Genomic DNA, 23134 nt, shown 5'->3' with positions numbered 1-23134 from the left:
GTGTCATGGCCTTCACAGTCGTCCGGTTCAACCTCGTCGATCCAGCCGCCACGCCCGACTCGCTCTCGGCCCGCTACCGCGCGGCCCTGGACATGGCCGCGTATGCCGACGAGCACGGCATCGACACCGTACAGACCGAGGAGCACCACGGGGCCGCCAACTCCTGGCTGCCTTCGCCCTTCGTCCTGGCCGGGGCCGTCTTCGGCGCGACCGGCCGGATCGCGGTCACGGTCTCCGCGGTGATCGGGCCGCTGCACGACCCGTTGCGGCTGGCGGAGGACATCGCGGTGCTCGACCTGCTGAGCGCGGGCCGGCTGGTCACGGTCGCGGGGATCGGCTACCGGCCGGAGGAGTACGAGCGGGCGGGCGTCGAATGGGGCAGGCGGGGCCGGATCCAGGACGAGCTGCTGGAGACGCTGCTGCTGGCGTGGACCGGGGAACCGTTCGAGTTCCGCGGCCGGACGGTCACGGTGACCCCCCGGCCGTTCACCCGGCCGCACCCGCTGCTGCTGGTCGGCGGCAGTTCCCGGGCGGCGGCGCGGCGGGCGGCACGGCTGGGGCTGCCGCTGTTCCCGAGCGCGCATCTCCCCGAGCTGGAGGCGTACTACCACGAGCAGCGCGCGGAGCACGGCACCGAGGGTTTCTGCATGATGCCCGCGGCCGAGACGCCCCTGCTGCACGTCTCGGAGGACCCGGACCGTACCTGGGCCGAGTACGGGGAGCACTTCCTGCACGAGGCCCGTACGTACGCCTCCTGGCAGTCCAAGGACATCCGCTCGGCCGTCCGCTCGGCGGCCACGACGGTGGCGGAACTGCGCGAGGAGGGCATCTACCGGATCGTCACCCCGCAGGCGTGCGCCGATCTGGGCCGGGAGCTGGACAGCCTGGTGCTGCATCCGCTGTGCGGCGGGATGCCGGTCGAGGAGGGGTGGCGCAGTCTGCGGCTGTTCTGCGAGGCGACCGGCGGCTGACGGAGTGTGCCGCGCGGCCTGAGCCGCGCGACACGGACCGTGGGGGTCAGCCCATCTCCTCCAGCGTCTTGCCCTTGGTCTCCTTGACGAACTTGAGGACGAAGGGGATCGAGAGCGTGGCGAAGCAGGCGTAGATGATGTACGTGCCCGACAGGTTCCAGTCGGCGAGGCTCGGGAAGCTCGCGGTGATCGCCCAGTTGGCGATCCACTGCGCGGACGCGGCGACGCCGAGCGCCGCGGCGCGGATCCGGTTCGGGAACATCTCGCCCAGGAAGACCCAGACGATGACACCCCACGACAGGGCGAAGAACAGCACGAACACGTGGGCGGCGACTAGCGCGACCACGCCCTGGGTGTTGGGGAGCTTGCCGTCGACCAGGTTGGCGGAGAAGGCCCATGCCTCGAAGGCCAGCGCGATGGCCATGCCGCAGGAGCCGACGAGAGCCAGCGGGCGGCGGCCCACCCGGTCCACCAGCACCATCGCGATCACCGTACCGATGATGTTGATGATCGAGGTGGTGAACGAGTAGAAGAACGAGTCGGTCGGGTCGATGCCGACGGACTGCCACAGCGTCGCCGAGTAGTAGAACGCCACGTTGATGCCGACGAGCTGCTGGAAGACCGACAGGCCGATACCGACCCAGACGATGGGCAGGAAGCCGAGGCGGCTGCCCAGCAGATCCTTGAAGGTCGACTTGTGCTCGCGGTGCATCGCGGTCTCGATCTCGGTCACCCGGGCGTCGAGGTCGACCCCCTCGCCCTCGACCTCCGAGAGGATCTGACGGGCCCGGTCCTTCTTGCCGACCGAGATCAGGAACCGCGGCGACTCGGGGATCGCGAAGGACAGCAGACCGTACAGAACCGCGGGCACGACCATCACGCCGAGCATCCACTGCCAGGCTTCCAGGCCGCCGATCTTGCCGCGCTGGTCGCCGTCCGCGATCTGCAGGATGCCGTAGTTGACCAGCTGGGAGATGGCGATGCCGATGACGATCGCCGCCTGCTGGAACGAGCCGAGGCGGCCCCGGTAGGCGGGCGGCGAGACCTCCGCGATGTACGCCGGGCCGATCACCGAGGCCATGCCGATGGCGAAGCCACCGATGATGCGCCACATCGCCAGGTCCCAGAGCGCGAACGGGAGCGCGGATCCGACGGCGCTGATGGTGAAGAGGACCGAGGCGATCTGCATGCAGCGGATTCGGCCGATCCGGTCGGCGATGCGGCCCGCGGTGGCCGCGCCGATCGCGCAGCCGATGAGGGCGATGGCGATGACCTGGGCGAGCGTGCCGGAGCCGATGTCGTACCGGCTGCGGATCGCCTCGACGGCGCCGTTGATCACGGAGCTGTCGTAACCGAAGAGGAAGCCGCCCATCGCCGCGGCTGCCGTGATGAAGATGACATGGCCGAGGTGGTCCGGGTGGGCGGCTCTGGCTCCGGACTCTGGTCCCTGCGATGTGCTGGTCACGTGAACTCCTGGTGCCTGGCCGCAGACGCAGGCGTGGGGGGCGAGCTGTACCCAGTGGCGCATACGTTCACCTGTGCCACCACTCGAAGATGAAACGTCCGCGCAGCGACCAGATGTTCGGTTCTCGAAGCCTGAGGGTGGCTCAGCGCAGCCGCTGGCTGATCACCTTGGAGACCCCGTCGCCCTGCATCGAGACGCCGTAGAGCGCGTCGGCGACCTCCATCGTCCGCTTCTGGTGCGTGATCACGATGAGCTGGGAGCTCTCCTGGAGCTCCACCATGATCCGGATCAGCCGCTGGAGGTTGGTGTCGTCGAGCGCCGCCTCGACCTCGTCCATCACATAGAACGGGCTCGGCCTGGCCTTGAAGATCGAGACGAGCAACGCCACTGCCGTCAGCGACCGTTCACCGCCGGACAGCAGGGACAGCCGCTTCACCTTCTTGCCCGGCGGGCGGGCCTCGACGTCCACACCGGTCGTGAGCATGTTGTCCGGATCGGTCAGGATGAGCCGCCCCTCGCCGCCCGGGAAGAGGCGCGAGAAGACCCCTTCGAACTCGCGGGCGGTGTCCCGGTACGCCTCGGTGAAGACCTGCTCGACGCGCTCGTCGACCTCCTTGATGACCTGCATCAGATCGGCCCGGGTCTTCTTCAGGTCCTCAAGCTGCTCGGAGAGGAACTTGTGCCGTTCCTCCAGTGCGGAGAACTCTTCGAGGGCGAGCGGATTCACCTTCCCGAGTTGCTGGTACGCCCGTTCGGCCGACTTCAGCCGCTTCTCCTGCTCGGCCCTGACGAACGGCTTCGGCTGGTTGCGGGGATGCTCCGGGTCCTCCGGCAGCTCCTCGCCCTCCGCGGCCGGGGACGGCGGCACGAGCTGGTCTGGCCCGTACTCGGCGGCCAGACCGGCCGGCTCCACGCCCAGCTCCTCCAGGGCCCTCGCCTCCAGCTGTTCTATCCGCAGCCGCTTCTCCGCACCGAGCACCTCGCCCCGGTGGACCGAGTCGGTCAGCTTGTCCAGCTCGTCCTTGAGCGCGCGCCCCTGCAGCCGCTCCGCCGCCAGCTCCCGTTCCCGCTCGGCCTTCGAGGCCTCCGCGGCGGCCCGCTCCTGCTCGGCCCGTACGACGGACACCTCGACGTGAGCCAGCAGCTGACGGGCGCCGGACGCCACGGCGGAGGCGACCGCGGCCTCATGGCGCAGCCGCGCCCTGCGCTGCTCGACGCGGGCCCGCGCCTCCCGCTCCGCGCGGGCGCCCCGGTCCAGGGAGTCGGCGCGGCCGGCCAGCGCCTTGACCCGTTCCTCATGGGTACGGACCTGGAGTCGGGCCTCCATCTCGGTCTGGCGGGCGTTGGCGCCGTCGGCGGCGAGCCGGTCGCGGACGGCGCTGTCCGGCTCCTCGTCGCCGCCGTCCTGCGAGGCCTCCTCGGCCACGAGCAGCCGCTCGGCCAGCTCCTCCGCGTCCTGGGTCGCGCGCTCCAGCGCCTCCTCGGCGCGGGCGGCGGAGGCGGCCATCCTGTCAGCCTCACCGGCCGCGCCCCGCGCCTGGCCGGCCAGCCGGCCGAGCTGCTGGGCCACCCCGGACTTCTCCCGCTCGGCGGCCCGGCGCCGCTCCCCCAGCTCCTCGACCAGCGCCGCGACGGTGGAGCGCCGCTGAGCGGCGAGCCGCTGGGCCTCGGCCAGCTCCGTGCACCGCACCGCCAGTTCGGCCAGTTCGGCGGCGGCCTCGTCCACGGACGCCTGGACTTCGAGGAGGCTGGGCGCGCCCGCGGAACCGCCGTGCGCGAAGTGCGCCGAGAGGACGTCGCCCTCGCCGGTCACCGCCATCAGCTCCGGGCGGGCGGCCACCAGGTCCTCCGCGTCCTCCAGCGTTCCGACGACCACCATGTCCCGTACCAGCCTGCGCACCGCGGCCACCAGTTCGACGGGGCCGCTGACGAGGTCCGCGACGGCGGGGTTCTCCAGGCCCCCGCTGACGAGGTCCGCGACGGCGGGGTTCTCCAGACCGTCGAGCGCGGGCGCGGCCGGGTGTCCGGCCGGAGCCGCCCCCGTTCCGTCGGTTCCGTCGGTTCCGTCGGTTCCGTCCGCGCTCTGTCGCACCGGGAGCCGCTCCGCCGCCTGGCCCGGGACGTGCGCGGCCTCGCTCCGGGGCGCGGGCTCCGCTTCCTCTCTCCGGGGCGCGAGGTCCGTCTCGCCCCGGGGGAAGACCGCGAGCGCGGGCTCCGCCTCCGCGCCCTGCCCGGGTACGTGAGCGCCACCGCCGCCTCCCAGCAGCAGCGCGGCCCGGCCCGCGTCCAGTTTCCGCAGCAGCCGGATCGCCTCGGCCGCCGTGGCCGGGTCCGTCACCGCCACCGCGTCCGCCGCCACGCCCAGTGCGGCGGCCACCGCGACCTCGTGCCCCGGGGCCACCGTGAGCAGCTCCGCGGCCGGTCCGAGCAGACCGGTCAGCCGGTCCCGGGCACCCAGCAGCACTCCGGTGCCGTCCTTGCGGCGCAGCCCGAGGGCCAGCGCGTCATGGCGGGCGGCGACGGCGGCGCGCTTGCGTTCGGCGGCGGTGGCGGCCTCCCGGGCGGCGGAGAGCGAGGCCTCCGCCTCCTTGAGCTCGCTCCGGGCGGCCTCGTGCCGCTCACCGAGCTCGGCGTCACCGGCGTCCAGCCCGTCGACCTCGGCCTTGAGCTGTTCGTACTCCTCCTGGGCGGCGACCGCACGCTCCCGCGCCTCGTCGCGCGAGGCGGCCAGCCGGTCGATCTCCGACTGCGCCGAACCGGCACGGCTGCGGGCCGCGTTGACCTGGCCGCTGAGCCGGGCGAGCCCTTCGCGGCGGTCCGCGAGGGCGCGGGCGGCGTCCTTGAGCCTGCGTTCCTCCGCCGCCAACTCCCGCTCCAGTTCGGACCGGTGGGAGGCGGTGTCTTCCAGGGCGTGTTCGGCGGCTTCCAGCGCGGCGGTCAGCTCCGCCTCCTGCTCGCGGATCCGGGCCGCCTCGCGCTCCATGTCCTCGGGGTCGCGGCCGCGCCGCTCCTCCTCCGGCGGGGCGGTGGCGCTCTTCACCCGGGCGTCGGCCAGTGAGATCGTGCCGCGCACCCGCTCGGCCAGCTGCGACAGCTCGTACCAGGTCTGCTGGGCACGCTGGAGCCTGGGGGTGAGCCGCCGAACCTCGTCCTCAAGCTCCGCCTCGCGCCCCAGCGCAGCCTTGAGCTCCGCCTCCGCCGCCTCCCGGCGCCGCTTCAGCTCGGCCTCGTCGGCGATCTCGCTGCGCAACGCGGTGTGCAGCCTGACCAGGTCGTCCGCGAGCAACCGCAGCCGGGCGTCGCGCAGATCGGCCTGGATGACGGCGGCCCGACGGGCGACCGCGGCCTGCCGGCCGAGCGGTTTCAGCTGTCGCCGCAGTTCGTCGGTGAGGTCCTGGACCCGGGCCAGGTTCGCCCCCATCGCGTCCAGCTTCCGCAGCGCCTTCTCCTTGCGCTTGCGGTGTTTCAGTACGCCGGCGGCCTCCTCGATGAACGCGCGGCGCCCCATCGGGTCGGCGTGGAGTACGGAGTCCAGCTGGCCCTGGCCGACGATGACGTGCATCTCGCGGCCGATGCCGGAGTCGGAGAGGAGTTCCTGGATGTCCAGCAGCCGGCAGGTGTCGCCGTTGATCTGGTACTCGCTGCCGCCATTGCGGAACATGATCCGGGTGATCGTCACTTCGGCGTACTCGATGGGCAGCGCCCCGTCGGAGTTGTCGATGGTCAGCGACACTTCCGCCCTGCCGAGCGGGGGCCGCCCGGTGGTACCGGCGAAGATGACGTCCTCCATCTTGCCGCCGCGCAGGGATTTGGCACCCTGCTCCCCCATGACCCAGGAAAGGGCGTCCACCACATTGGACTTGCCCGATCCATTGGGGCCGACCACGCAGGTGATCCCGGGTTCGAACCGCAGGGTCGTGGCGGAGGCGAACGATTTGAAACCACGCAGGGTCAGGGCCTTGAGGTGCACGCCGCCGGACTCTACCTTTCGCTCTCGGTTTCGCTGATGAAGGTGCAGGGCACATCAGACGGTAAGGGAAGGGGTGTACGTCCGGGGCGGGACGGGCGCGGTTCGGAGGGGAAAAGAAAGAAGGGACGCCGAAGCGTCCCCGGTAAATCTTGTGCATTGCTCTGTCGACGGATCCGGCGCCTCCGTGGAGACGCGCGTGCCGGATCAATTGACAGGCAGACGAAGACGCAGATCAAACGCAATCAATGAGCAAGCGATGATCCGGCGCAATCGATCTTCAATGATCCGGTGACGATCCGGCGATGATTCCGTGCGGCTGACGCGTACAGCCCGACCGGCCCTGGGGCCATCGGTCAGGTCAGCGCCGGCTCCGCCTGAGGTACGTCGATGTCGATGCTGTCGAGCAGCGACTCCTGGTGCTGAGCGGCGGCGTTGAGCGCGTCGTTCTCGTCCTGAATCCGTACGATCTCGGATTCAAGATCCTGGACGCGCTGCTGAAGCCGTCGCATCTCGGCGAGGAGTCGCGGGTCGGAACCGCCGACGTAACCGAGAAGCGCCTTTGCCATGAGGATGGTCCTCCACAATGAGTGACCGACCGATGCGGTGTGGGTCGTGAGGGAATCGCACCCGCGGTGCTCGGCAGTGCTCTGTGTTCACTGCTGTTCTGCTGCCTAACAGCTCTACCGAACAGCTAAGGTGCGCGGGGTTTTCAGCGTCTCACCAAAAAGTTTGACGGTCAACACGATCACACCCTGTAGAGAAGGGCGTCCCGGGGGCGCGCGGCCTGGCGATCATGCGGCGCGACTCTCCTGCGGGGCCCTCAGGGGCGCGGAGATCATCCTTCTCGCGGCAGCCTCGCACGGCAGCCGATTCTTGGCAACCACCGGATCATTCCGCAGGTCATTTCATGTGTACGCGCGACGACGCCCCCCGCCGTCACCCCGCGCCGACCCTCGAACACAGCCCGAACACGGCACTTCCCGCGCGCCCCTCCGGGTACCGGATCAGCGGATCGCGAACCCCTCGTATCCACCCCGTGGCGTGTCCCAGATCTCAGTGACTCCGTCAACGCGGCCGGGTGTGTCGTCCGAGCGCAGCCAATCCAGCAGACGGTGGCAATTCTCACGCCGCCCCTCGGCCACCACCTGCACCCTGCCGTCGTCGAGATTGAGGGCGAATCCGGTGAGGTCCCCGATCTCCAGAGCGTTTGCCCTGGTGAACCAGCGAAACCCTACTTGCTGTACTCGACCGCGTACCCAGGCGGTGAGTCGTACATCTTCGTTCATGCCCGAACGCTAACTGCCCAATTGCTCTCGGAGCACTTCTCGGCGAAAGCTCATGGCGTACAGTCCCGTCGCAAAAGCTCACTCGATCGGGTGAGTCATGGTGACGTCGAAAACGGCGTCCAGGTCGTCAGAAGGGCACAGCAGATGGGACGCCATCGACGCTCCGCCGCAGCTCCCACCGCTGAGGAAAGCGCGGAATGGGACGCCGTCCGGAGCCGGGGAGACCGCCGCAGGAAGCGGTCCGGCCTGCCGGTGCGCACAGGACTGCTCGGTGTCTCCGCGGCCATGGCCGTCGGGGCCGTCGCCGTGGCCTCCGGTCTGCTGCCCGGTGGTGACAACTACCTGAGCGGAGGTTCGGCCGCCGACCAGGTGCGTTCCCAGGCCGCCCCGGACCTGCTGTCCCAGGGCGGCTCCACGACCCCGCCGGCCGACCGGCACACCGCGTCCGACACCGCCAGCCGCGGCACCGGCCGCGCCGACGGCCCGACGAAGTCGAGCCCCTCCGCCGACGGCAAGCCCTCCTCGTCCCCTTCCAGGACATCCGGACCGGCGAAGGAAACCGAGAAGGCCGGGAAGGCCGAGAAGAAGGACGCGGGGAAGACGGCGAGCGCGCAGCCGTCCCGGAAGGCCTCGGCCTCGAAGGCCTCCACCTCGAAGGCCCCCGCCGCACGAGCCGCGAAGAGCGCCACCACGAGCCCGACGGCCACCGCTCCGGCCCCCTCCACGTCCGCACCGGCCGCCCCACAGACCACGGCGCCGCCCGCCGCCGGCACCTCGGCCCAGGCCGCCGTGCTCTCCCTGGTCAACCAGGAACGCGCCAAGGTCGGCTGCAGCCCGGTCACCGCGAGCAGTTCGCTGGCCTCGCTCGCCCAGAACTTCAGCGACGACATGGCGGCCCGCGGTTTCTTCGACCACACCGACCCCGACGGCAAGACGCCCTGGGACCGTGCCGCCGCGGCCGGCGTGGACGGGCTCGGCGGCGAGAACATCGCCCGCGGCCAGGCCGACGCGCAGGCCGTGATGGACGCCTGGATGAACAGCGACGGCCACCGCGCGAACATTCTCAACTGCGACTACAAGACGCTCGGCGTGGGTGTCCACTTCGGCTCCGGCGGCCCCTGGTGGACCCAGGACTTCGGCTTCTAAGAATTCCGCAGGTCAGCGACCTATGAACTCTCGTGGGCCGTCTCGGGGCCGTCATTGGCGACCGGGGCGGCCCACACTGCGTCCACGGCAGCTCGCGTACGCGTCTGGCTGGCCGGCATGAGGTGTGTGTAGGTCCGCAGCGTGAAGCCCGGATCGTGGTGGCCGAGGTACTCGCTCAGGGCCTTGATGCTTTCCCCCGCGTCCAACAGCACGGATGCGTAGAAGTGCCGTAGCGCGTGCATCCCGTTATCCCTCCCGTTGGCTATACCAGCAGCACGGAGCCCGGGACGCCACTGGCGATCGTTGAAGCGATTCCGGTTCAGGGAAAGGCCTTCGGGGCTCCGAAAGATCAGCGAAGCGGTAACCGGCGGGCCATCCAACGACTTCCAGGGCAAGGTGACCTCCGCAGCCGGGTACTGCGTGAGGTGGCCGGCCAACGCGAAGGCGATGGACTCCGGCAGGGGAACCTCCCGCTCCTTGCCACCCTTGGGCGGTGCGAACACGGGCCGGTTGCGCAGGAGCTTCACCTGTCGGACCACATGCACGACACCGCCGAGGAAGTCGACATCCTCGACAGCCAGGCCGAACACCTCCCCCTGCCGAAGGCCGCACCCGGCGGCGGGGTCGACAAGCGCCCGATACCGCTCAGGCAGGGCAGCCCGCACAGCCTTGACCTGATCACCAGACCAAGGCTTGACCTTGCGCGGGTCGAGGCGGGGAGCCTTCACAGACCTTGCGCTGCATGGATTGGCCCGGATCACCCGGTCTTCGACAGCGGCCGTGAAGACGGTCGAGACGTGAGCGAAGATGCCGCGCCGATACGCAGGCGAGAGTCCCGCGTCCTCAAGGATCCGCATCCACAGTCGAATGTGTGTCGGGTTGAACGAACCGATGGGGCGCTTGCCGATGTGCGGGAGCGCGTGAAGACGCAACCGCATCTCGACGGACTCCCGAGTGGAGGGGTCGGTCATCTGCGTCTTCATCCACTTCGTGGCGTACTGCTCGAAGGTGGCCTTACCGGCCTCCGGGGCGATGTAGTCGCCACGGGACATGTCGGCCTCGATGTTCGCCAACCAGGTCTCGGCCTTGCGCTTCTGCTTGTCCGGGAAGCTCTTGGACTTCTCGCTGCCATCGGGACCGACGTAGCGGGCGCGGTAACGCATACCGATGCCGTGACGTTCGGTCGCGACCTTGACCGTCTTGCCGTTCGGGCCCGGCTCGGTCTTGTACCAGCGGTCTTGGATGTGTCCGGCCATCAGGCAGCTTCCTTGTCCATCAGCGCGGCGACCCAGACGCGCACGTCTTCGGGGTCGTAGCGGAGGTGCCGGCCGACGCGGAAGCCGCGGGGCCCGGTGTCCTTGCGGCGCCACTGGTAGACCGTCTCGACCGGGACGCCAAGGAGGTCAGCCAGATCAACTGGCGTCAGATAGCGATCGGGGAGCGGACGCCTCATGCCCACACCTCCGGTCCGTCGAGCGCTTCGAGTTCGGCGCGTACTTCGCGCACGGTGTCGCGGTTGCTCTGGATGTCGCGGTGGATGTTGGCGGCGAGCCAGGATTCGCCGGGGGTGTGGCCGTGTCCGGCGTAGGTCCAGTGGGCGAGGGTGAGTGTGGAGCCCTCCGGGGAGTCGTCCGGGTCGGGCAGTCCGCGTTCGCGGCGTTCCTGCCGGGCGCGGAAGTCGGCCCGGACCTGTCGCAGCGCGCCGAGGGTCGTCGAGTAGCGGCGGGACTTGGTGGAGAAGTGGCCTCGGAAGCCGAGCATGTGGGCCCACTGCCAGAGCTTGCGTTCGGGGTAGGCGTCGTCCAGGTCGAAGCACGCGCCGATGAGGCGCCGGGCGTGGTCGGGGAGGTCGGTGAGCTTGTCGAGTTCGGCCAGCTCTCCGATGCGCCGGTCCACGGTGCCGGTCGTCTCGGCCGCCTTGGTGGCGTACTTCGCGACGTACGCGGCCACGGCCTGTTCGGTCAGGTCGTCGTTCGCGTTGTCCGCGCCGATCGGGCGTACGTCCACCTGGGCACCCCATCGCAGGGTCCGGGCGGGTTGGTCGCCCGAGGGCGGGACGGGCACGCTCACGCGGGCAGCAGCGGCCTGGATCGCGTCGGAGAGCAGGGCGACGCTGGCCCAGGACGGGGGCGGGGTGTCGGGGCCGTCCGGTCCGTCGAGGCGGACGATCGCGTGGAAGTGGACCGCGCCCCTCTTCTGGAACTCGGCCACCTTCCCGAAGGAGACCCGGCAGGCCTCGGCGGAGGCTTTCTGGGAGAGGCCGGCGCGGGCGGCGACCTCCCGGCGGAGGTAGATCGTGAACCTGCGCCAGAGGTCTCCGGCGTGGTTGTTCCACAGCACCGCGCCCGCGTAGTCGTACGTGGCCGGGTTCAGCGCCGAGCCCAGCAGCGGGGAGTTCTCGGGGTGGTCGGTGCCGCACCGGCAGACGCCACGGGTGGGGCGGTTGTGGACCGGGCCGAACGACGGGGCGGTGAGCGTGGCGAAGGCCTTGGGGTGCGTGCGCACCGTGACCGGGGTGCCCTTGTTCACGTCGCCGGTCAGTCCGGCGCGGATCAGGTGGAAGGTGTCCCCGGCGTAGGTCCAGGCGCAGGAGGGGCACCGGGAGGCACGCCGGTTTCCGCACGCGACGCGGAGGCGTCCGCCGGGTTCGCCCTGGGTGCTGTAGGAGTAGAGCACCTGCCCCGACTTCGCGTCGCGGGTGGTGGTCATGCCCTCCAGGTGGATCGGGTCCGAGCAGCCACCGGTATGGCGTACCTGTTCCTGCCACCGGTCGAAGCCGGGGGCGTTGGCGACGCGTAAGAGGTCGGCCAGGGTCAGGGGGTCGGTGCCCACGACCGCAGCAGTGCCAGCCACGGCCGAGGGGGCGACGGGGAAGACGGTCACTGGTCGTCCTCCCTGGGGTAGCCGTGCCCGATGGGCGGGTAGAGGCCGCGTACCTTGGCGTCTTCCTCGGCGTAGTGGGCGTCATCGATCACGGTGAAGAAGCGGGTGTAGGGGCGTACGTCGTGGGCGTCGAGGTACATGCCGATCTGTTCGGCCCGCTTCTCGTCGGCCCATTCAGCGGCGTGCAGGGCGTCGTCGGGGAAGCTCATCCGGTCACCGCCACACGCCGATTGACGAGGTTCCCGGTCGGGTTGTGTGCCGGGCAGGACCGCGAGAGCGCCTCACCGTCAAGTACCTGGAGCTCCATCCACCCGGTACCGCCGCAGGGGCAGCCGCCTTCGACCATCGGGCGTCGACTGCGGGCGACCGCCGAGGCGGAGACGGGGACGCTGTCGGGACCGATGCTGGAAATGCCAGCGACCGACTCCGCGCGGTCCAGCCGACGAAGGTTGGTGAAACGAGCGGAGTGGGCCCGGGTCTGATCGGCCGTGGTGAGGTTGGCCAGCGACAGGAGCCGGTAGCTCTGGGCGTACGCGGCCGAGCGGTACACCTCTTCCAGCCCCAGCCGGGCCACACCCTGAACGATCCAGGACCCGAGCTGGGCATCGTCGCCCTTGCCGAAGCGGTAGCGGTTCGGCATGTCGGAGGCGTACAGCGCGACCATCCGCTCCACGATCGACAGCTCCCCTACCGAAACAGGAGAAACAGCGTCGGGGCTGTCCGGAGTGGTGCGCGGAGCAATGAGCGTTGCAGGCATGATGGAAGCTCCCTCAGGGGACGAGGGGCGGCACATCTGCTTGGCCGTAGGGGTGCCGCCCCGACTTGACCAACCTGACTAGCTTGGTTGGCCACATCCCAAGTTAAAGAACATGGCTAGCCATGTCAACAACTTGACCGACATGGCTGTCCCTGTGGGCTTGTGGTCCCCTACCATCAGGGGATGAGCTTCGTTCCCGAACCGCTGGACCCTGACGACGACCGACCGCCGTACGAGCAGGTGGCAAGCAGCCTGAGCGCCGCCATCCGCACCCGTCGAATCGCCCCCGGAGAGAAGCTCCCCTCCCACAAGGAGCTAACCGAGCTGTACGGCTTCGCGCGGGCCACGATCCAACGGGCCTTGCGGGACTTGGAGGACGAGGGCCTTGTCATCTCCCGAAAGGGCAGCGGGGTCTACGTCCGCAACCGCACCGAGCGTCCATCTGGTCTTCGCCCGTATGTAGAGCAGGCGTTCAGCCGGGATGAGGTCACCATCGACTTCGCCGGGTTCTCCAGCGAAACCCTGCACGGTGCACTCCAAGAACCACTGGACAAGATCCGAGTAGGCAGGCTGACGCCGCAGAGCATCACCATGCGGATACTCGTCCCGGACATGTCGGTGCCCCAGGCCGCGCCGGTCCGGATGACGGACGGCCAGGATGATCAGCGCCTCCGTGACCGCATGCGGGAGATCATGATCAGCTACACCCGCAGCATCCGTGACTCATTTGCTGAGCTGGAGCACTTGGGCCTGGTCTCAGCAACTCGCATCCAGGTGCGCGTTCACAGCGGGACGCCCTTCTTCAAGCTGTACGTCATCAACGGCGAGGACGCCTTCTTCGGGTACTACCCGATCCGGCCCAACAAGGTCGTCGCCCAAGGCGAAACCATTGAGATCTACGACCTGGTGGGCAAGGACACTGTGCTGTTCCACCACTCCCTCAACGACGGCGAATCCTCCAGCGGTGCCCAGCAGGTGCAGCAGGCTGGCATGTGGTTCGACAGCGTGTGGGGAACCATCGGAAGGGACTTCGATCTCGATGCCCACTGACCCGCTCAGTCAGGCACTCACCGGGGCCCGGGTCCTACTGTTCGACTTCGACGGGCCTCTCTGCGACGTGTTCGCCGGACTGCCGGCACCGCAAGTTGCCAGCGACCTGACCCGGCTGCTGTCGGCTGAAGACGAAGCTGCGGGCGCGAAGGCTATGGGGACGACCGACCCCATCGAGGTACTCAGCATTGCCCACGAGGCGGACGCGGCCTTGGGCCAGAGAATCGAGCAGGCCCTCACGGCAGCAGAGGTTCGGGCGGTTGAGGTTGCCGGACCTCCGACGCCGGGTTCTGTGGCTGCGCTGCTGGCGGCTAAGGAGTCCAACCGAGGGGTTGCAGTGGTGAGTAACAACTCGGCCCAATGCGTGAGGGCCTTCTTGGACCGTCATAGGTTGGGGGGATACGTCGCCGAGATCGTGGGCCGCCCATCCGAGCAGCCGCATCTCATGAAGCCGAACCCGTATCCGCTGATCCACGCCGCTGAACTGATGCACGTGGACGTCTCTGGATGCGCTCTGATCGGTGACTCAGTGACTGACATCCAAGCCGCACGGGCTGCTGGAGCCAGCGTGATCGGCTACGCCAACAAGCCCACCAAGGCCGAGACGTTCGCTTCTCTGGGTGCCAACGCCATCACCCACGAGATGCAAGCCATCGCGGACGCCCTCTCCGCCGAGCAGATCTCCTAGCGAGCACGCAGGCCGGGTTACAGGTTTCTCTACCTCATCAAGCACCCGGCTGCGCTCCGCTCCGCCGGGCGCGCTTCCCGGCTCTGGCTGCGCCCGCGCTCCTGCCTTCGGCCCGCTCGGCGCTGCCGCCGCCGACGCGCGCCCGCTGTGTAGGCCCGTGGGGCATGAGTCGAGAACCAAGCCGCGGCTTCAAGAGGATGCCTCCGGCGGGGGCGCTCAGACTCCGGGATGGACGGGGCACCGTTCGCGAGTGCCGGCCGGAGCGTGGCGAGCGTCGTGGGCTCCCATCCCGACCACCTTCGACCCAGGCAGAGCCGAGCAGTCGCGGTTCAGGGCGTCAAGGTCGTTCGTACAGTGGCGCGCTCCACCTTGACGCCCTGAACCGCGACCGCTCCACGGAGTGTGGGTCGAAGGCGGACGGGATGGGAGCCGGGGTGAGTGGTGGGTTCAGGTGTCGCACAAGCCTCACAAGCAGACGCCCCCGACCAATGGTCAGGGGCAAGGTCGCTGCTTGGTTTTCGCAATCTCGACCTACGGCCGCACCTCTCAGCACGCCAGTCAGTTACCTGACTGGGTTGACCTGAACATCCAGGCCTTCCTGCTTCACTGCCCTTGCCTTGCCCGCCGTAGCGTTCGAGGACCTACAGAGACTCCACAGGCCGTTTAATGTCTGCCCTCCGCCAGGGTGGACGCCAGCCACCCTACACACCGGGCCGCCACGGGGCCGTCCGAGGACGCTCAGGGATGACAAGCGCTAACAACCGCCGACGTCTCAACACCAGGTCAAAGCTTTGATCGCTTACATGAAGGCAGGTCAGGAAACTGCCGCGTCACTTCTTCGGCTTCTGAGCCGTACCCGCCCCGCATCACCACCCGCTCCCTCCCCGTACGCCCCACTAGCCCCCCCCCACGGATAGCGCAATCCCGTGGAGAGCGCTGTGCGGGCGTACGCTGGTTTATATGGACGAGAACGGTGGCAGCGGGGCGGACGGCTGTCCGGACGAGGAACTGGCCTTCGACGTGTTCTCCAAGCGGTGCCCCTCACGCGGCATGCTGGAGCACGCCACCGGCCGCTGGGGAAGCCTGACGCTGGGCGCCCTGTACGAGGGCAGTCTCCGCTTCAACGCGCTGCGCCGCCGGGTCGACGGGGTGAGCGAGAAGATGCTCTCCCAGACCCTGCACGCGCTGGAACGGGACGGACTGGTGCACCGCGAGGCGCAGCTCACCAATCCGCCCCGCGTCGACTACGAGCTCACCCCGCTGGGGCAGCAGGTCGCCGAGCGGCTGCTCGGACTGATCCACCTCGTCGAGGGCCGGATGGACGAGGTCCTGGCCGCCCGCGCCCGCTACGACGAGGCCAGACGGGACGTGTCGAGCACAACCTAGGGGCGCGGCGGGCGCTGGCAGCGGGGGCAGAAGTAGCTGGACCGGTTCATCCAGGCGCGGCGCCTCATCGGCGTACCGCAGCGGTGGCACGGCTCGTCCTCGCGGCCGTAGGCATCGAGTGACCGGTCGAAGTAGCCCGACTCACCGTTCACGTTGACGTAGAGGCTGTCGAAGCTCGTGCCGCCCTGTGCCAGTGCCGCGTTCATCACCTCGCGGATGTGGCCGAGGAGCTCGGCCGACTTGGGGCGGGTCAGGGTCGCGGTCGGCCGGTCGTAGTGCAGCTTGGCGCGCCACAGCGCCTCGTCCGCGTAGATGTTGCCGACCCCGCTGATCAGCGACTGGTCGAGCAGGGCGCGCTTGACGGTGGTGCGGCGCAGGCGCAGCGCGGTGTGGAACGCGGCGTCGTCGAATTCCGGGTCCAGCGGATCGCGGGCGATGTGCGCGATGGTGTCGGGCAGTCCGTCGGGCGTGTTGTCGTGCAGCGAGAGGCCGCCGAAGGTGCGCTGGTCGACGAAGCGGAGTTCGGTGCCGAGGGAGTCGTCGAACCGGATCCTGATCCGCAGGTGTTTCTCGTCGGCGGCGTCCTGCGGCTGTACGAGCAGCTGACCGCTCATGCCGAGGTGGCCGAGGAGCGAGCTGGACGTGTCCTCCAGCGGTACCCAGAGGTACTTGCCCCGGCGCATCGCGGGCCCGAAGCGCACCCCGTCGAGCCGGGCCGCGAAGTCCACGCCGCCCGCGAGGTGGCGGCGGACCGCACGTGGGTGCAGTACCTCGACCTCACCGACGGTGCGCCCGGTCACCCAGCGCTGGAGACCGCGTCGGACGACTTCGACCTCGGGCAGCTCGGGCACGGTGTCGCTCCTGTATCTGGAAAGGATCCGGTATCCGGGAAGGGATCCGGACAGAGAGAACCCCCCGGTGCGCGGGGCACCGGGGGGTTTTCCTGGTCAGGCCGGAGCGACGTCCGTGGATGACGGCGGTTCGGCAGGGGTGTCGGCGGCCCCTCCGTCGGCAGCGGCCTTGTCGGCCACGGCCTTCCGCGCCTCCGCGGCGGCAGTGATCTCGCGCCAGGCGGATTCCGCCGCCTGTTGCTCCGCTTCCTTCTTGCTACGGCCGGTGCCGGTGCCGTACGAGACACCACCGACGCGAGCAGCAGCAGTAAAGGTCTTCTCGTGGTCCGGGCCGGTCTCCGTGACGAGGTACTCGGGGACTCCGAGGCTCTCGCTCGCGGTGAGCTCCTGGAGACTGGTCTTCCAGTCCAGGCCGGCGCCGAGGTTGGAGGACCTGTCGATCAGCGGGTCGAAGAGCCGGTGAACCAGCTCGGAGGCCGCGCCGAGGCCCTGATCGAGATAGACCGCGCCGAGCACCGCTTCAAGGGTGTCGGCGAGGATGGACGCCTTGTCCCGGCCACCCGTGCCCTCTTCACCGCGGCCGAGCCGGATGAAGGAGCCGAGTTCGAGGCCGCGGCCCACTTCCGCAAGCGCGCGCGAGTTGACCACCGCGGCCCGCAATTTGGCCAGCTGGCCTTCAGGCAGGTCGGGGTGGGTGCGGTACAGCGTGTCCGTGACCACCAGGCCGAGCACCGAGTCCCCGAGGAACTCAAGCCGCTCGTTGGTGGGCAGGCCGCCGTTCTCGTACGCGTACGAACGGTGGGTCAGCGCACGCACCAGAAGGGCGGACTCAAGGTGATACCCGAGCCGCCCTTCCAGAAGCGTGTGGGACGAGGCTGTGTTGACGTTGTCTGCCTGCTTCTTGGCGTGGGACAACTCAGACATCGGGCCTCTCACCAGCCGCTCAGACCTCGAGGACCTGGCGCTTGTTGTACGTGCCGCAGCTGGGGCACGCGATGTGCTGCAGCTTCGGCTCCTGGCAACGCTCACACGAAACCAGGGTGGGGACCGCAGCCTTCCACTGCGACCGGCGGTGGCGCGTGTTGCTGCGCGACATCTTCCGCTTCGGAACAGCCACGGCTACTTCTCCTGCTTCTCGTCGACGCCAGGTTCGGCGCCGCCCATGTTGTCCTTCTCGCCGTCCTGAACGGTCTCGGCGAGTCCCTGCAATGCCGCCCAACGGATGTCGAGGGCTTCGTGGTGGTGGCCGGGGTTCTCGTCCAGCCTGACTCCGCATTCGGAGCACAGACCGGCGCAGGTCTCCCGGCACACCGGCTGCATCGGCAGTGCGAGCACTACCGCATCACGCAGCACTGACTCAAGGTCGAACAAGCCGTCCTCAAGGAAGAACCTGTCCTCGTCGTCCTCGGCGTCGTCGACCGGGTCCGCCGTCTTGCTGCGGTTCCGGTCATCGGCGTCAGGGTACGAGAACATTTCCTGGAAGTCCGCCTCGACCTCAAGGCTCAGCGGCTCCAGACACCTTACGCACTCCCCCTCGGCCGATGCACGGGCGGTGCCTGTGACGAGCACACCTTCCATGACCGATTCGAGGCGAACGTCCAGCTCCACGGGTGCGCCTTCCGGCACACCGATGACTCCGTCGATACCGAAGTCCTTGGGGGCGTCCGCCGAGCGGGTCAGCCGCTTCATGGCACCAGGACGCCGACCCAGCTCGTGCGTATCGAACACGAGAGGGTTTCGGTGGTCGAGGTGGCCGTTCAGGGCTTTTCCTGCTTTCGAATCATGCGCATCACGCGTGGTGGGGAGGGGCCGACCGACTCCGGAGTCGAAGCGGGCAGCCAGGATCGCGGACATACGCGCGACCGAAGAACCAGGATACTTGACGTGCCGCCCAGCTCCCAATCCGGCCTTGGTCCGGCGCAGGACAGCGGCCCCGCGCCGGTTCCCGGCCGGTCAGCGCTCCTGTTCGTACCGGCGCAGCTGGTCCAGATCGATCATGCTGGTGTCGAACAGGCTGGTCTCGTCCAGGGCGCCCTCACCGTGCTGCTGGAGGGGCTGCTGGGCCTGGACGGGCTGCTGCTGCCAGGCGTCGTAGCCCTGGGCGGGCGGCGGGACCTGGTTCTGGTTCTGGTCGTAGCCCTGCTGCTGGTAGCCGGCGTAGGGGTCAGGCTGCTGCTGGTAGCCGTACACGTCCTGCTGGGGCTGGTCCTGGTACGCGTACGTCTGCGCGTACTGCGGCTCCTGCTGCAGGGGGTACTGGGGCTCCTGCTGCACGGGGTACTGCGGATCGGCCTGCTGGGGCACCTGCGGCGGCTGCGGGGTGGCGATCTCGGCCAGCCCCGCCCAGTGGTCCTCGTCACTGGTGTGGCCCTGGCCGCCCGCGGCGTCCTGGGCGGCCATGTGCGCGCCGAGGTCGTCGGTGGCGACCCGGCCGTGCAGCTTCTGCCGGCCCCGGCCCACCGCCTCCAGGGTCTTGGCGAGTACCGCCTCGAAGGCGCCGAGCTTGGTGTCCACGTACTCGTCGGCCCGGCGCTGGAGCGTGGCCGGGTCGGCGCTGCGCTCGGGGGCCTCGGCGAAGTCCGGGTCCTCGTAGCCCTGCTCGTCGAAGCCCTGGCCCCGGCCGAGCAGCTTCTCGCGGCCCCGGTCGACGGAGCCGATGGTCTTGGTGAGGACGACCTCGAAGTTGGCGAGCTTGCTGTCGACGTACTCGTCGGCCTCCGCGCGGATCTCGTCGGCGTCCTTGCGGGCCTCACCGAGGATCCGGTCGGCCTCCGCCTGGGACCGCCGGGCGATCTCGGTGTCCGAGATCAGCGAGCCGCGCTCGGCGTGGGCGGTCTCGATGATCCGCCCCGCTTCCTGGCGGGCCTGCTCGACCAGCTGCTCATGGCCGCCGATCAGCTCGGCGGCCTGCGCGAGGGAGCCTGGCAGGGCCTCGCGCACCTCTTCGAGCATCGCGAGCAGATCGGCGCGGTTGACCACGCAGGACGCCGACATGGGCATCGACCGGGCACTCCCGACCGCTTCGACGATCTCGTCGAGCTTCTTCTGCACGTCCACCGTGTGCTCGCCACTCTCTACTGCCGATTGGAGACGGACGGGACGACTGTAAGGCCAGTCGGCGCCCGCCCGACAACCTGGTGACGGACTGTCAGCGCTTCACTGCTGGGCGAGGCGCTCGGTCAGGGCCTCGCGGACCAGCGGGGGCAGCAGGTGCGAGACGTCGCCGCCCCAGGTCGCCACCTCCTTGACCAGCGAGGACGACAGGAAGCTGTAGGTCGGATTGGTCGGCACGAAGAGCGTTTCGACGCCCGAGAGCCCGTTGTTCATCTGGGCCATCTGGAGTTCGTAGTCGAAGTCGCTGACGGCCCGCAGGCCCTTCACGATCGCCGGGATGTCGCGCTGCTTGCAGAAGTCGACCAGCAGTCCGTGGAAGGCCTCGACCTGCACGTTGCCGAAATCCTCGGTGACCCGGCGGATCATGTCGATCCGCTCGTCGACCGTGAACAGACCCTTCTTGGACTGGTTGATCATCACCGCGACATGTACGACGTCGTACAGCTTCGAGGCGCGGCCGATGATGTCGAGATGTCCGTTGGTGATGGGGTCGAACGACCCCGGGCAGACGGCGCGGCGCAACTTGATTCCCTCGCTCTCCGGTCCGGTCATCGTGCGTCTTCGCACGTAGCGGCGGCGCGACCGTACCAAAGCGTTCCCTCGCCGTAGCGACGGGCCCGCAATGGCTCGAATCCCTTGGGCCAGCTGAATTCTCCGCCTCTGGTGCTGCGCTCCACGGTGACGAGCGCATCGGCTGAGAGCCACCCCTGCGTACGGAGTGTGAGCAGTATCTCGCGAAGATCGTCGTCGGTGACGGCGTACGGCGGGTCCAGGAACACCACGTCGTACGGCTCCGCGGGCGCCGGTCCTGTCACGATCTGCTCGGCTTTGCCCGCCCGGACCTCCGCGCCGGGCAGGCCCAGGGTGCGGACGTTGTCCCGGACGGTGCGGACGGCCTTGGCGTCGGCCTCGACGAGCAGCGCGTGGGCCGCGCCCCGGGAGAGCGCTTCGAGGCCGACGGCGCCGGAGCCCGCGTACAGATCGGCGATCCGGATGGAGTCGAGGGTGCCGAGGAGCGCCTGCCAGGTGGAGAACAGGCCCTCGCGCGCGCGGTCGGAGGTGGGGCGGGTGCCGGTACCGGGCGGGACGGCCAGGCGGCGTCCGCCGGCCGAGCCGGCGATCACGCGGGTCATGGGTGTCTGATCCTCGGGTCGGGGCGGCGCGCAGGGTGCTGCGGGCGCCGTGCCACCCACGATATGGCGTCGCGGGGACCGGGGCTCGTCACCCCTTGTCGAGGTACTCCTCCCGGTCCTTGTCGAGCAGCGCGTCCAGCACCAGGCGCAGCTCGGGCAGGTGCTCCAGCTCCGGGTCGGCGGCGACGACCTCGACGGCCTCCGCGCGGGCGGCGGCGATGACCTCCTCGTCGTCGATGACGCTGAGGACCCGCAGCGAGGAGCGGACCCCGGACTGGGCCTGGCCGAGGACATCGCCCTCGCGGCGCTCCTCCAGGTCGATCCGGGACAGCTCGAATCCGTCGAGAGTGGAGGCGACGGCGGAGAGCCGGGCGCGGGCGGGGCTCGCCTCATGGGCCTCGCTGACCAGCAGGCAGAGTCCGGGCGCGGAGCCACGGCCGACCCGGCCGCGCAGCTGGTGGAGCTGGGAGACGCCGAACCGGTCGGCGTCCATGATCACCATCGCGGTGGCGTTGGGGACGTTGACCCCGACCTCGATGACTGTGGTCGCCACCAGGACGTCGACCTGGCCCGCGGCGAAGCGCCGCATCACGTCGTCCTTCTCATCGGGGTGCATCCTGCCGTGCAGCACCTCGACGCGCAGGCCCGTCAGCGGCCCCTTGGCGAGCTGCTCCGCGATCTCCAGGACAGCGAGCGGCGGGCGCTTCTCGCCGTCCGCCTCGGCAGCCTTCTTCCCCTTCTTCGCAGCCGCCTCGTCCTCGTCGTCACCGATCCGGGGGCAGACCACGTACGCCTGGTGCCCGTTCTCCACCTCTTCGCGGACCCGTTCCCAGGCGCGGCTGAGGAAGTGCGGCTTGTCCTTCGCGGGGACGACATGGCTGGCGATCGGCGAACGGCCGGCCGGCAGCTGGTCCAGGACGGAGGTCTCCAGGTCACCGAAGACGGTCATGGCGACGGTGCGGGGAATGGGGGTGGCGGTCATGACGAGCAGATGCGGCGCCCTCTTCTCCCCCTGGGAGTGCGCCTTGGACCGAAGGGCGTCGCGCTGCTCGACCCCGAAGCGGTGCTGCTCGTCGACGACGACAAGGCCCAGCTCGTGGAACTTCACCTTGTCCTCGATCAGCGCGTGGGTGCCGATGACGATGCCGGCCTCGCCGGTGACCAGGTCCAGGAGCGCCTGCCTGCGGGCGGGCATGCCCATGGAACCGGTGAGCAGGACCACCTTGGTGCCCAGCTCGGCCCCGCCCAGCATTCCTCCCTCGGCCAGCTCACCCATCATCTCGGTGATGGAGCGGTGGTGCTGCTGGGCGAGGACCTCGGTGGGCGCGAGCATGGCGGCCTGACCGCCGGCGTCGACCGTCGCGAGCATGGCGCGCAGCGCCACCATGGTCTTTCCCGAACCCACCTCGCCCTGGAGCAGCCGGTGCATCGGGTGCTCGGTCGCCAGGTCGTCGAAGATCTCCTTGGAGACCTTGAGCTGGCCGTCGGTGAGGGTGAAGGGGAGCGTGGCGTCGAAGGCGTCGAGCAGCCCGCCGGGGACGGGTCTGCGGGCGACGGCCGGCAGCTGGGTGTCCGCGTACCGGCGGCGGGCCAGGGCGACCTGGAGGACGAAGGCCTCGTCCCATTTGAGCCGGTCCCTGGCCGCCGCGACGTCGGCCTTGGTGTGCGGGCGGTGGATCTTCAGCAGTGCCTCGGGCAGCGCGGTGAAGCCGCGGCCCTCGCGCAGTGCGGGCGGCAGCGGGTCGACGGCCTCCTGGGCGCTGGGCAGCACGGCGTCGACCGCCTTGGCGATCCGCCAGGAGTCGAGCTGCTTGCAGGCCGGGTAGATCGGGAGCAGCTTGCCGGCGAAGGCGTCCACGGCCTCGGTCGCCCCGGCCTCGTCGGTGAGTTCGGCGTCGAGGAGCTGGTAGGTGGGGTGGGCGAGCTGCATCTTGCGGTTGAAGACGGAGACCTTGCCGGCGAACATGGCGCGCCGGCCCGGCAGCAGTTCCTTGTGCGGCTTGTGGACGCCGTGGCCGAAGAAGACCAGCTGGAGCCGTCCGTGGCCGTCGGTGAGGGTCACTTCGAGGCGCTTGCCCCGGCCGCCGTTGAACGCCATCACGCGGGCGTCCGAGACCTGGGCGACGACCGTGACGTGCTCGTCCAGCGGGAGCTCTGTCAGTGCCGTGAGGCGGCCGCGCTCCTCGTACCGCCGCGGGTAGTGGTGCAGCAGATCACCGACCGTGTGCAGGTCGAGGTGGTCGGCCATCACCTTCGCGGTGGCGCCACCGAGCAGCTTCTTGAGGGGTTCGTCGAACGCAGACACGTGGTCCATTGCACACCACGCGACTGACAGTTGTCCCGTCACCGGGGTTGCGGGAGCCGTACGGAGGTGTGGCGCCGGGGCCGCCCGGCGCGCCGTCCCGTCCTCGATCGCCGGACGGGCTTGATGTCG

The 23134-nt window shown here is 69.5% G+C and carries 22 protein-coding genes; 5 read left to right on the top strand and 17 right to left on the bottom strand.

Features of this window, described 5'->3' with window-relative positions; translation table 11 throughout:
• The first annotated feature begins 5 nt into the window (after positions 1 to 5).
• Positions 6 to 971: an LLM class flavin-dependent oxidoreductase gene (locus tag ACZ601_RS33235; RefSeq protein WP_469544909.1), complete on the top strand. Its 966-nt coding sequence runs from the start codon at positions 6 to 8 to the stop codon at positions 969 to 971.
• A 46-nt stretch (positions 972 to 1017) separates the two neighbouring features.
• Here the strand turns inward: ACZ601_RS33235 and ACZ601_RS33230 are convergent, their stop codons facing one another.
• The 4 genes from ACZ601_RS33230 to ACZ601_RS33215 all read right to left on the bottom strand — a co-directional run bounded on the left by ACZ601_RS33230 (position 1018) and on the right by ACZ601_RS33215 (position 7692).
• Positions 1018 to 2436 (bottom strand): sugar porter family MFS transporter, encoded by a 1419-nt coding sequence (locus tag ACZ601_RS33230; RefSeq protein WP_469544908.1) that lies wholly within the window; start codon positions 2434 to 2436, stop codon positions 1018 to 1020.
• A 142-nt stretch (positions 2437 to 2578) separates the two neighbouring features.
• The gene (locus ACZ601_RS33225) at positions 2579 to 6406 is read right to left on the bottom strand and encodes an AAA family ATPase (protein WP_469544906.1); all 3828 of its coding nucleotides are present in this window, start codon (positions 6404 to 6406) and stop codon (positions 2579 to 2581) included.
• 353 nt (positions 6407 to 6759) lie between these two features.
• Entirely contained in the window at positions 6760 to 6972 is a 213-nt protein-coding gene (locus tag ACZ601_RS33220) for a hypothetical protein (RefSeq protein ID WP_024494492.1), read from the bottom strand.
• Positions 6973 to 7410: 438 nt separating this feature from the next.
• Positions 7411 to 7692 carry an acylphosphatase gene (locus ACZ601_RS33215; RefSeq protein ID WP_073739083.1) on the bottom strand — a complete coding sequence of 94 codons (282 nt, stop codon included), beginning with the start codon at positions 7690 to 7692 and terminating at the stop codon, positions 7411 to 7413.
• Positions 7693 to 7836: 144 nt separating this feature from the next.
• On the opposite strand from ACZ601_RS33215, the gene ACZ601_RS33210 reads away from it, so the two are divergent.
• Positions 7837 to 8838, top strand: a complete 1002-nt coding sequence (locus tag ACZ601_RS33210) for a CAP domain-containing protein (protein ID WP_469544904.1) — start codon at positions 7837 to 7839, stop codon at positions 8836 to 8838.
• A 20-nt stretch (positions 8839 to 8858) separates the two neighbouring features.
• Here the strand turns inward: ACZ601_RS33210 and ACZ601_RS33205 are convergent, their stop codons facing one another.
• From ACZ601_RS33205 to ACZ601_RS33185, 5 genes are read right to left on the bottom strand one after another with little or no spacing between them, the layout of a single operon-like run.
• The gene (locus ACZ601_RS33205) at positions 8859 to 10094 is read right to left on the bottom strand and encodes a tyrosine-type recombinase/integrase (RefSeq protein WP_469544903.1); all 1236 of its coding nucleotides are present in this window, start codon (positions 10092 to 10094) and stop codon (positions 8859 to 8861) included.
• Positions 10094 to 10291, bottom strand: a complete 198-nt coding sequence (locus ACZ601_RS33200; RefSeq protein ID WP_329233307.1) for a helix-turn-helix transcriptional regulator — start codon at positions 10289 to 10291, stop codon at positions 10094 to 10096. Before ACZ601_RS33200 ends, ACZ601_RS33205 begins: the two co-directional genes overlap by 1 nt.
• Positions 10288 to 11721 (bottom strand): replication initiator protein RepSA, encoded by a 1434-nt coding sequence (gene repSA / locus ACZ601_RS33195; RefSeq protein WP_469544902.1) that lies wholly within the window; start codon positions 11719 to 11721, stop codon positions 10288 to 10290. The genes ACZ601_RS33200 and repSA overlap by 4 nt, the downstream gene beginning before the upstream one ends.
• Complete coding sequence (locus ACZ601_RS33190; RefSeq protein ID WP_469544900.1) at positions 11718 to 11930, bottom strand: hypothetical protein; 213 nt, start codon at positions 11928 to 11930, stop codon at positions 11718 to 11720. The genes repSA and ACZ601_RS33190 overlap by 4 nt, the downstream gene beginning before the upstream one ends.
• Positions 11927 to 12478 (bottom strand): hypothetical protein, encoded by a 552-nt coding sequence (locus ACZ601_RS33185; RefSeq protein WP_469544898.1) that lies wholly within the window; start codon positions 12476 to 12478, stop codon positions 11927 to 11929. The genes ACZ601_RS33190 and ACZ601_RS33185 overlap by 4 nt, the downstream gene beginning before the upstream one ends.
• 183 nt (positions 12479 to 12661) lie before the next feature.
• Between ACZ601_RS33185 and ACZ601_RS33180 the strand changes: the two genes are divergently transcribed.
• The 3 genes from ACZ601_RS33180 to ACZ601_RS33170 all read left to right on the top strand — a co-directional run bounded on the left by ACZ601_RS33180 (position 12662) and on the right by ACZ601_RS33170 (position 15602).
• Positions 12662 to 13528: a GntR family transcriptional regulator gene (locus ACZ601_RS33180; RefSeq protein WP_469544896.1), complete on the top strand. Its 867-nt coding sequence runs from the start codon at positions 12662 to 12664 to the stop codon at positions 13526 to 13528.
• Positions 13518 to 14216: an HAD family hydrolase gene (locus ACZ601_RS33175; protein WP_469544894.1), complete on the top strand. Its 699-nt coding sequence runs from the start codon at positions 13518 to 13520 to the stop codon at positions 14214 to 14216. The genes ACZ601_RS33180 and ACZ601_RS33175 overlap by 11 nt, the downstream gene beginning before the upstream one ends.
• A gap of 960 nt (positions 14217 to 15176) precedes the next feature.
• A complete protein-coding gene (locus ACZ601_RS33170) occupies positions 15177 to 15602 on the top strand; it encodes a winged helix-turn-helix transcriptional regulator (RefSeq protein WP_469544892.1) in 426 nt (141 codons plus the stop codon).
• On the opposite strand, the gene mutM is transcribed toward ACZ601_RS33170, so the two are convergent.
• The 8 genes from mutM to recG form a co-directional block, all read right to left on the bottom strand.
• Positions 15599 to 16453: a bifunctional DNA-formamidopyrimidine glycosylase/DNA-(apurinic or apyrimidinic site) lyase gene (gene mutM, locus ACZ601_RS33165; RefSeq protein ID WP_469544891.1), complete on the bottom strand. Its 855-nt coding sequence runs from the start codon at positions 16451 to 16453 to the stop codon at positions 15599 to 15601. The two genes, ACZ601_RS33170 and mutM, sit on opposite strands and share 4 nt — an antisense overlap.
• Positions 16454 to 16549: 96 nt before the next feature.
• Positions 16550 to 17377 (bottom strand): ribonuclease III, encoded by an 828-nt coding sequence (gene rnc, locus ACZ601_RS33160; protein ID WP_440576417.1) that lies wholly within the window; start codon positions 17375 to 17377, stop codon positions 16550 to 16552.
• 19 nt (positions 17378 to 17396) lie between these two features.
• A complete protein-coding gene (rpmF, locus tag ACZ601_RS33155; protein WP_003965982.1) occupies positions 17397 to 17570 on the bottom strand; it encodes a 50S ribosomal protein L32 in 174 nt (57 codons plus the stop codon).
• Between the two features lie 2 nt (positions 17571 to 17572).
• Positions 17573 to 18181, bottom strand: coding sequence for a YceD family protein (locus ACZ601_RS33150; protein ID WP_440576425.1), 609 nt, complete (start codon positions 18179 to 18181; stop codon positions 17573 to 17575).
• A 225-nt stretch (positions 18182 to 18406) separates the two neighbouring features.
• Positions 18407 to 19510 carry an ATP synthase subunit B family protein gene (locus ACZ601_RS33145; protein WP_469544889.1) on the bottom strand — a complete coding sequence of 368 codons (1104 nt, stop codon included), beginning with the start codon at positions 19508 to 19510 and terminating at the stop codon, positions 18407 to 18409.
• Positions 19511 to 19609: 99 nt separating this feature from the next.
• Complete coding sequence (gene coaD, locus ACZ601_RS33140; RefSeq protein ID WP_440576424.1) at positions 19610 to 20089, bottom strand: pantetheine-phosphate adenylyltransferase; 480 nt, start codon at positions 20087 to 20089, stop codon at positions 19610 to 19612.
• A 26-nt stretch (positions 20090 to 20115) separates the two neighbouring features.
• Positions 20116 to 20700 carry a 16S rRNA (guanine(966)-N(2))-methyltransferase RsmD gene (gene rsmD, locus ACZ601_RS33135; RefSeq protein WP_469544888.1) on the bottom strand — a complete coding sequence of 195 codons (585 nt, stop codon included), beginning with the start codon at positions 20698 to 20700 and terminating at the stop codon, positions 20116 to 20118.
• A gap of 88 nt (positions 20701 to 20788) precedes the next feature.
• Positions 20789 to 23014, bottom strand: coding sequence for an ATP-dependent DNA helicase RecG (gene recG / locus ACZ601_RS33130; RefSeq protein WP_469544886.1), 2226 nt, complete (start codon positions 23012 to 23014; stop codon positions 20789 to 20791).
• Positions 23015 to 23134: the final 120 nt, after the last annotated feature.

It is taken from the genome of Streptomyces sp. NPDC104307, assembly GCF_055584045.1.
This window is presented reverse-complemented; position numbering and strand designations above follow the sequence as displayed.

Coding starts and splice junctions, on each gene's coding strand:
- ACZ601_RS33215 (WP_073739083.1), bottom strand. CDS start 7,692: ATGAACGAAGATGTACGACTCACCGCCTGGGTACGCGGTCGAGTACAG.
- recG (WP_469544886.1), bottom strand. CDS start 23,014: ATGGACCACGTGTCTGCGTTCGACGAACCCCTCAAGAAGCTGCTCGGT.
- ACZ601_RS33235 (WP_469544909.1), top strand. CDS start 6: ATGGCCTTCACAGTCGTCCGGTTCAACCTCGTCGATCCAGCCGCCACG.
- ACZ601_RS33175 (WP_469544894.1), top strand. CDS start 13,518: ATGCCCACTGACCCGCTCAGTCAGGCACTCACCGGGGCCCGGGTCCTA.
- ACZ601_RS33210 (WP_469544904.1), top strand. CDS start 7,837: ATGGGACGCCATCGACGCTCCGCCGCAGCTCCCACCGCTGAGGAAAGC.
- ACZ601_RS33185 (WP_469544898.1), bottom strand. CDS start 12,478: ATGCCTGCAACGCTCATTGCTCCGCGCACCACTCCGGACAGCCCCGAC.
- rnc (WP_440576417.1), bottom strand. CDS start 17,377: ATGTCTGAGTTGTCCCACGCCAAGAAGCAGGCAGACAACGTCAACACA.
- ACZ601_RS33200 (WP_329233307.1), bottom strand. CDS start 10,291: ATGAGGCGTCCGCTCCCCGATCGCTATCTGACGCCAGTTGATCTGGCT.
- ACZ601_RS33170 (WP_469544892.1), top strand. CDS start 15,177: ATGGACGAGAACGGTGGCAGCGGGGCGGACGGCTGTCCGGACGAGGAA.
- ACZ601_RS33180 (WP_469544896.1), top strand. CDS start 12,662: ATGAGCTTCGTTCCCGAACCGCTGGACCCTGACGACGACCGACCGCCG.
- ACZ601_RS33190 (WP_469544900.1), bottom strand. CDS start 11,930: ATGAGCTTCCCCGACGACGCCCTGCACGCCGCTGAATGGGCCGACGAG.
- ACZ601_RS33205 (WP_469544903.1), bottom strand. CDS start 10,094: ATGGCCGGACACATCCAAGACCGCTGGTACAAGACCGAGCCGGGCCCG.
- rsmD (WP_469544888.1), bottom strand. CDS start 20,700: ATGACCCGCGTGATCGCCGGCTCGGCCGGCGGACGCCGCCTGGCCGTC.
- ACZ601_RS33220 (WP_024494492.1), bottom strand. CDS start 6,972: ATGGCAAAGGCGCTTCTCGGTTACGTCGGCGGTTCCGACCCGCGACTC.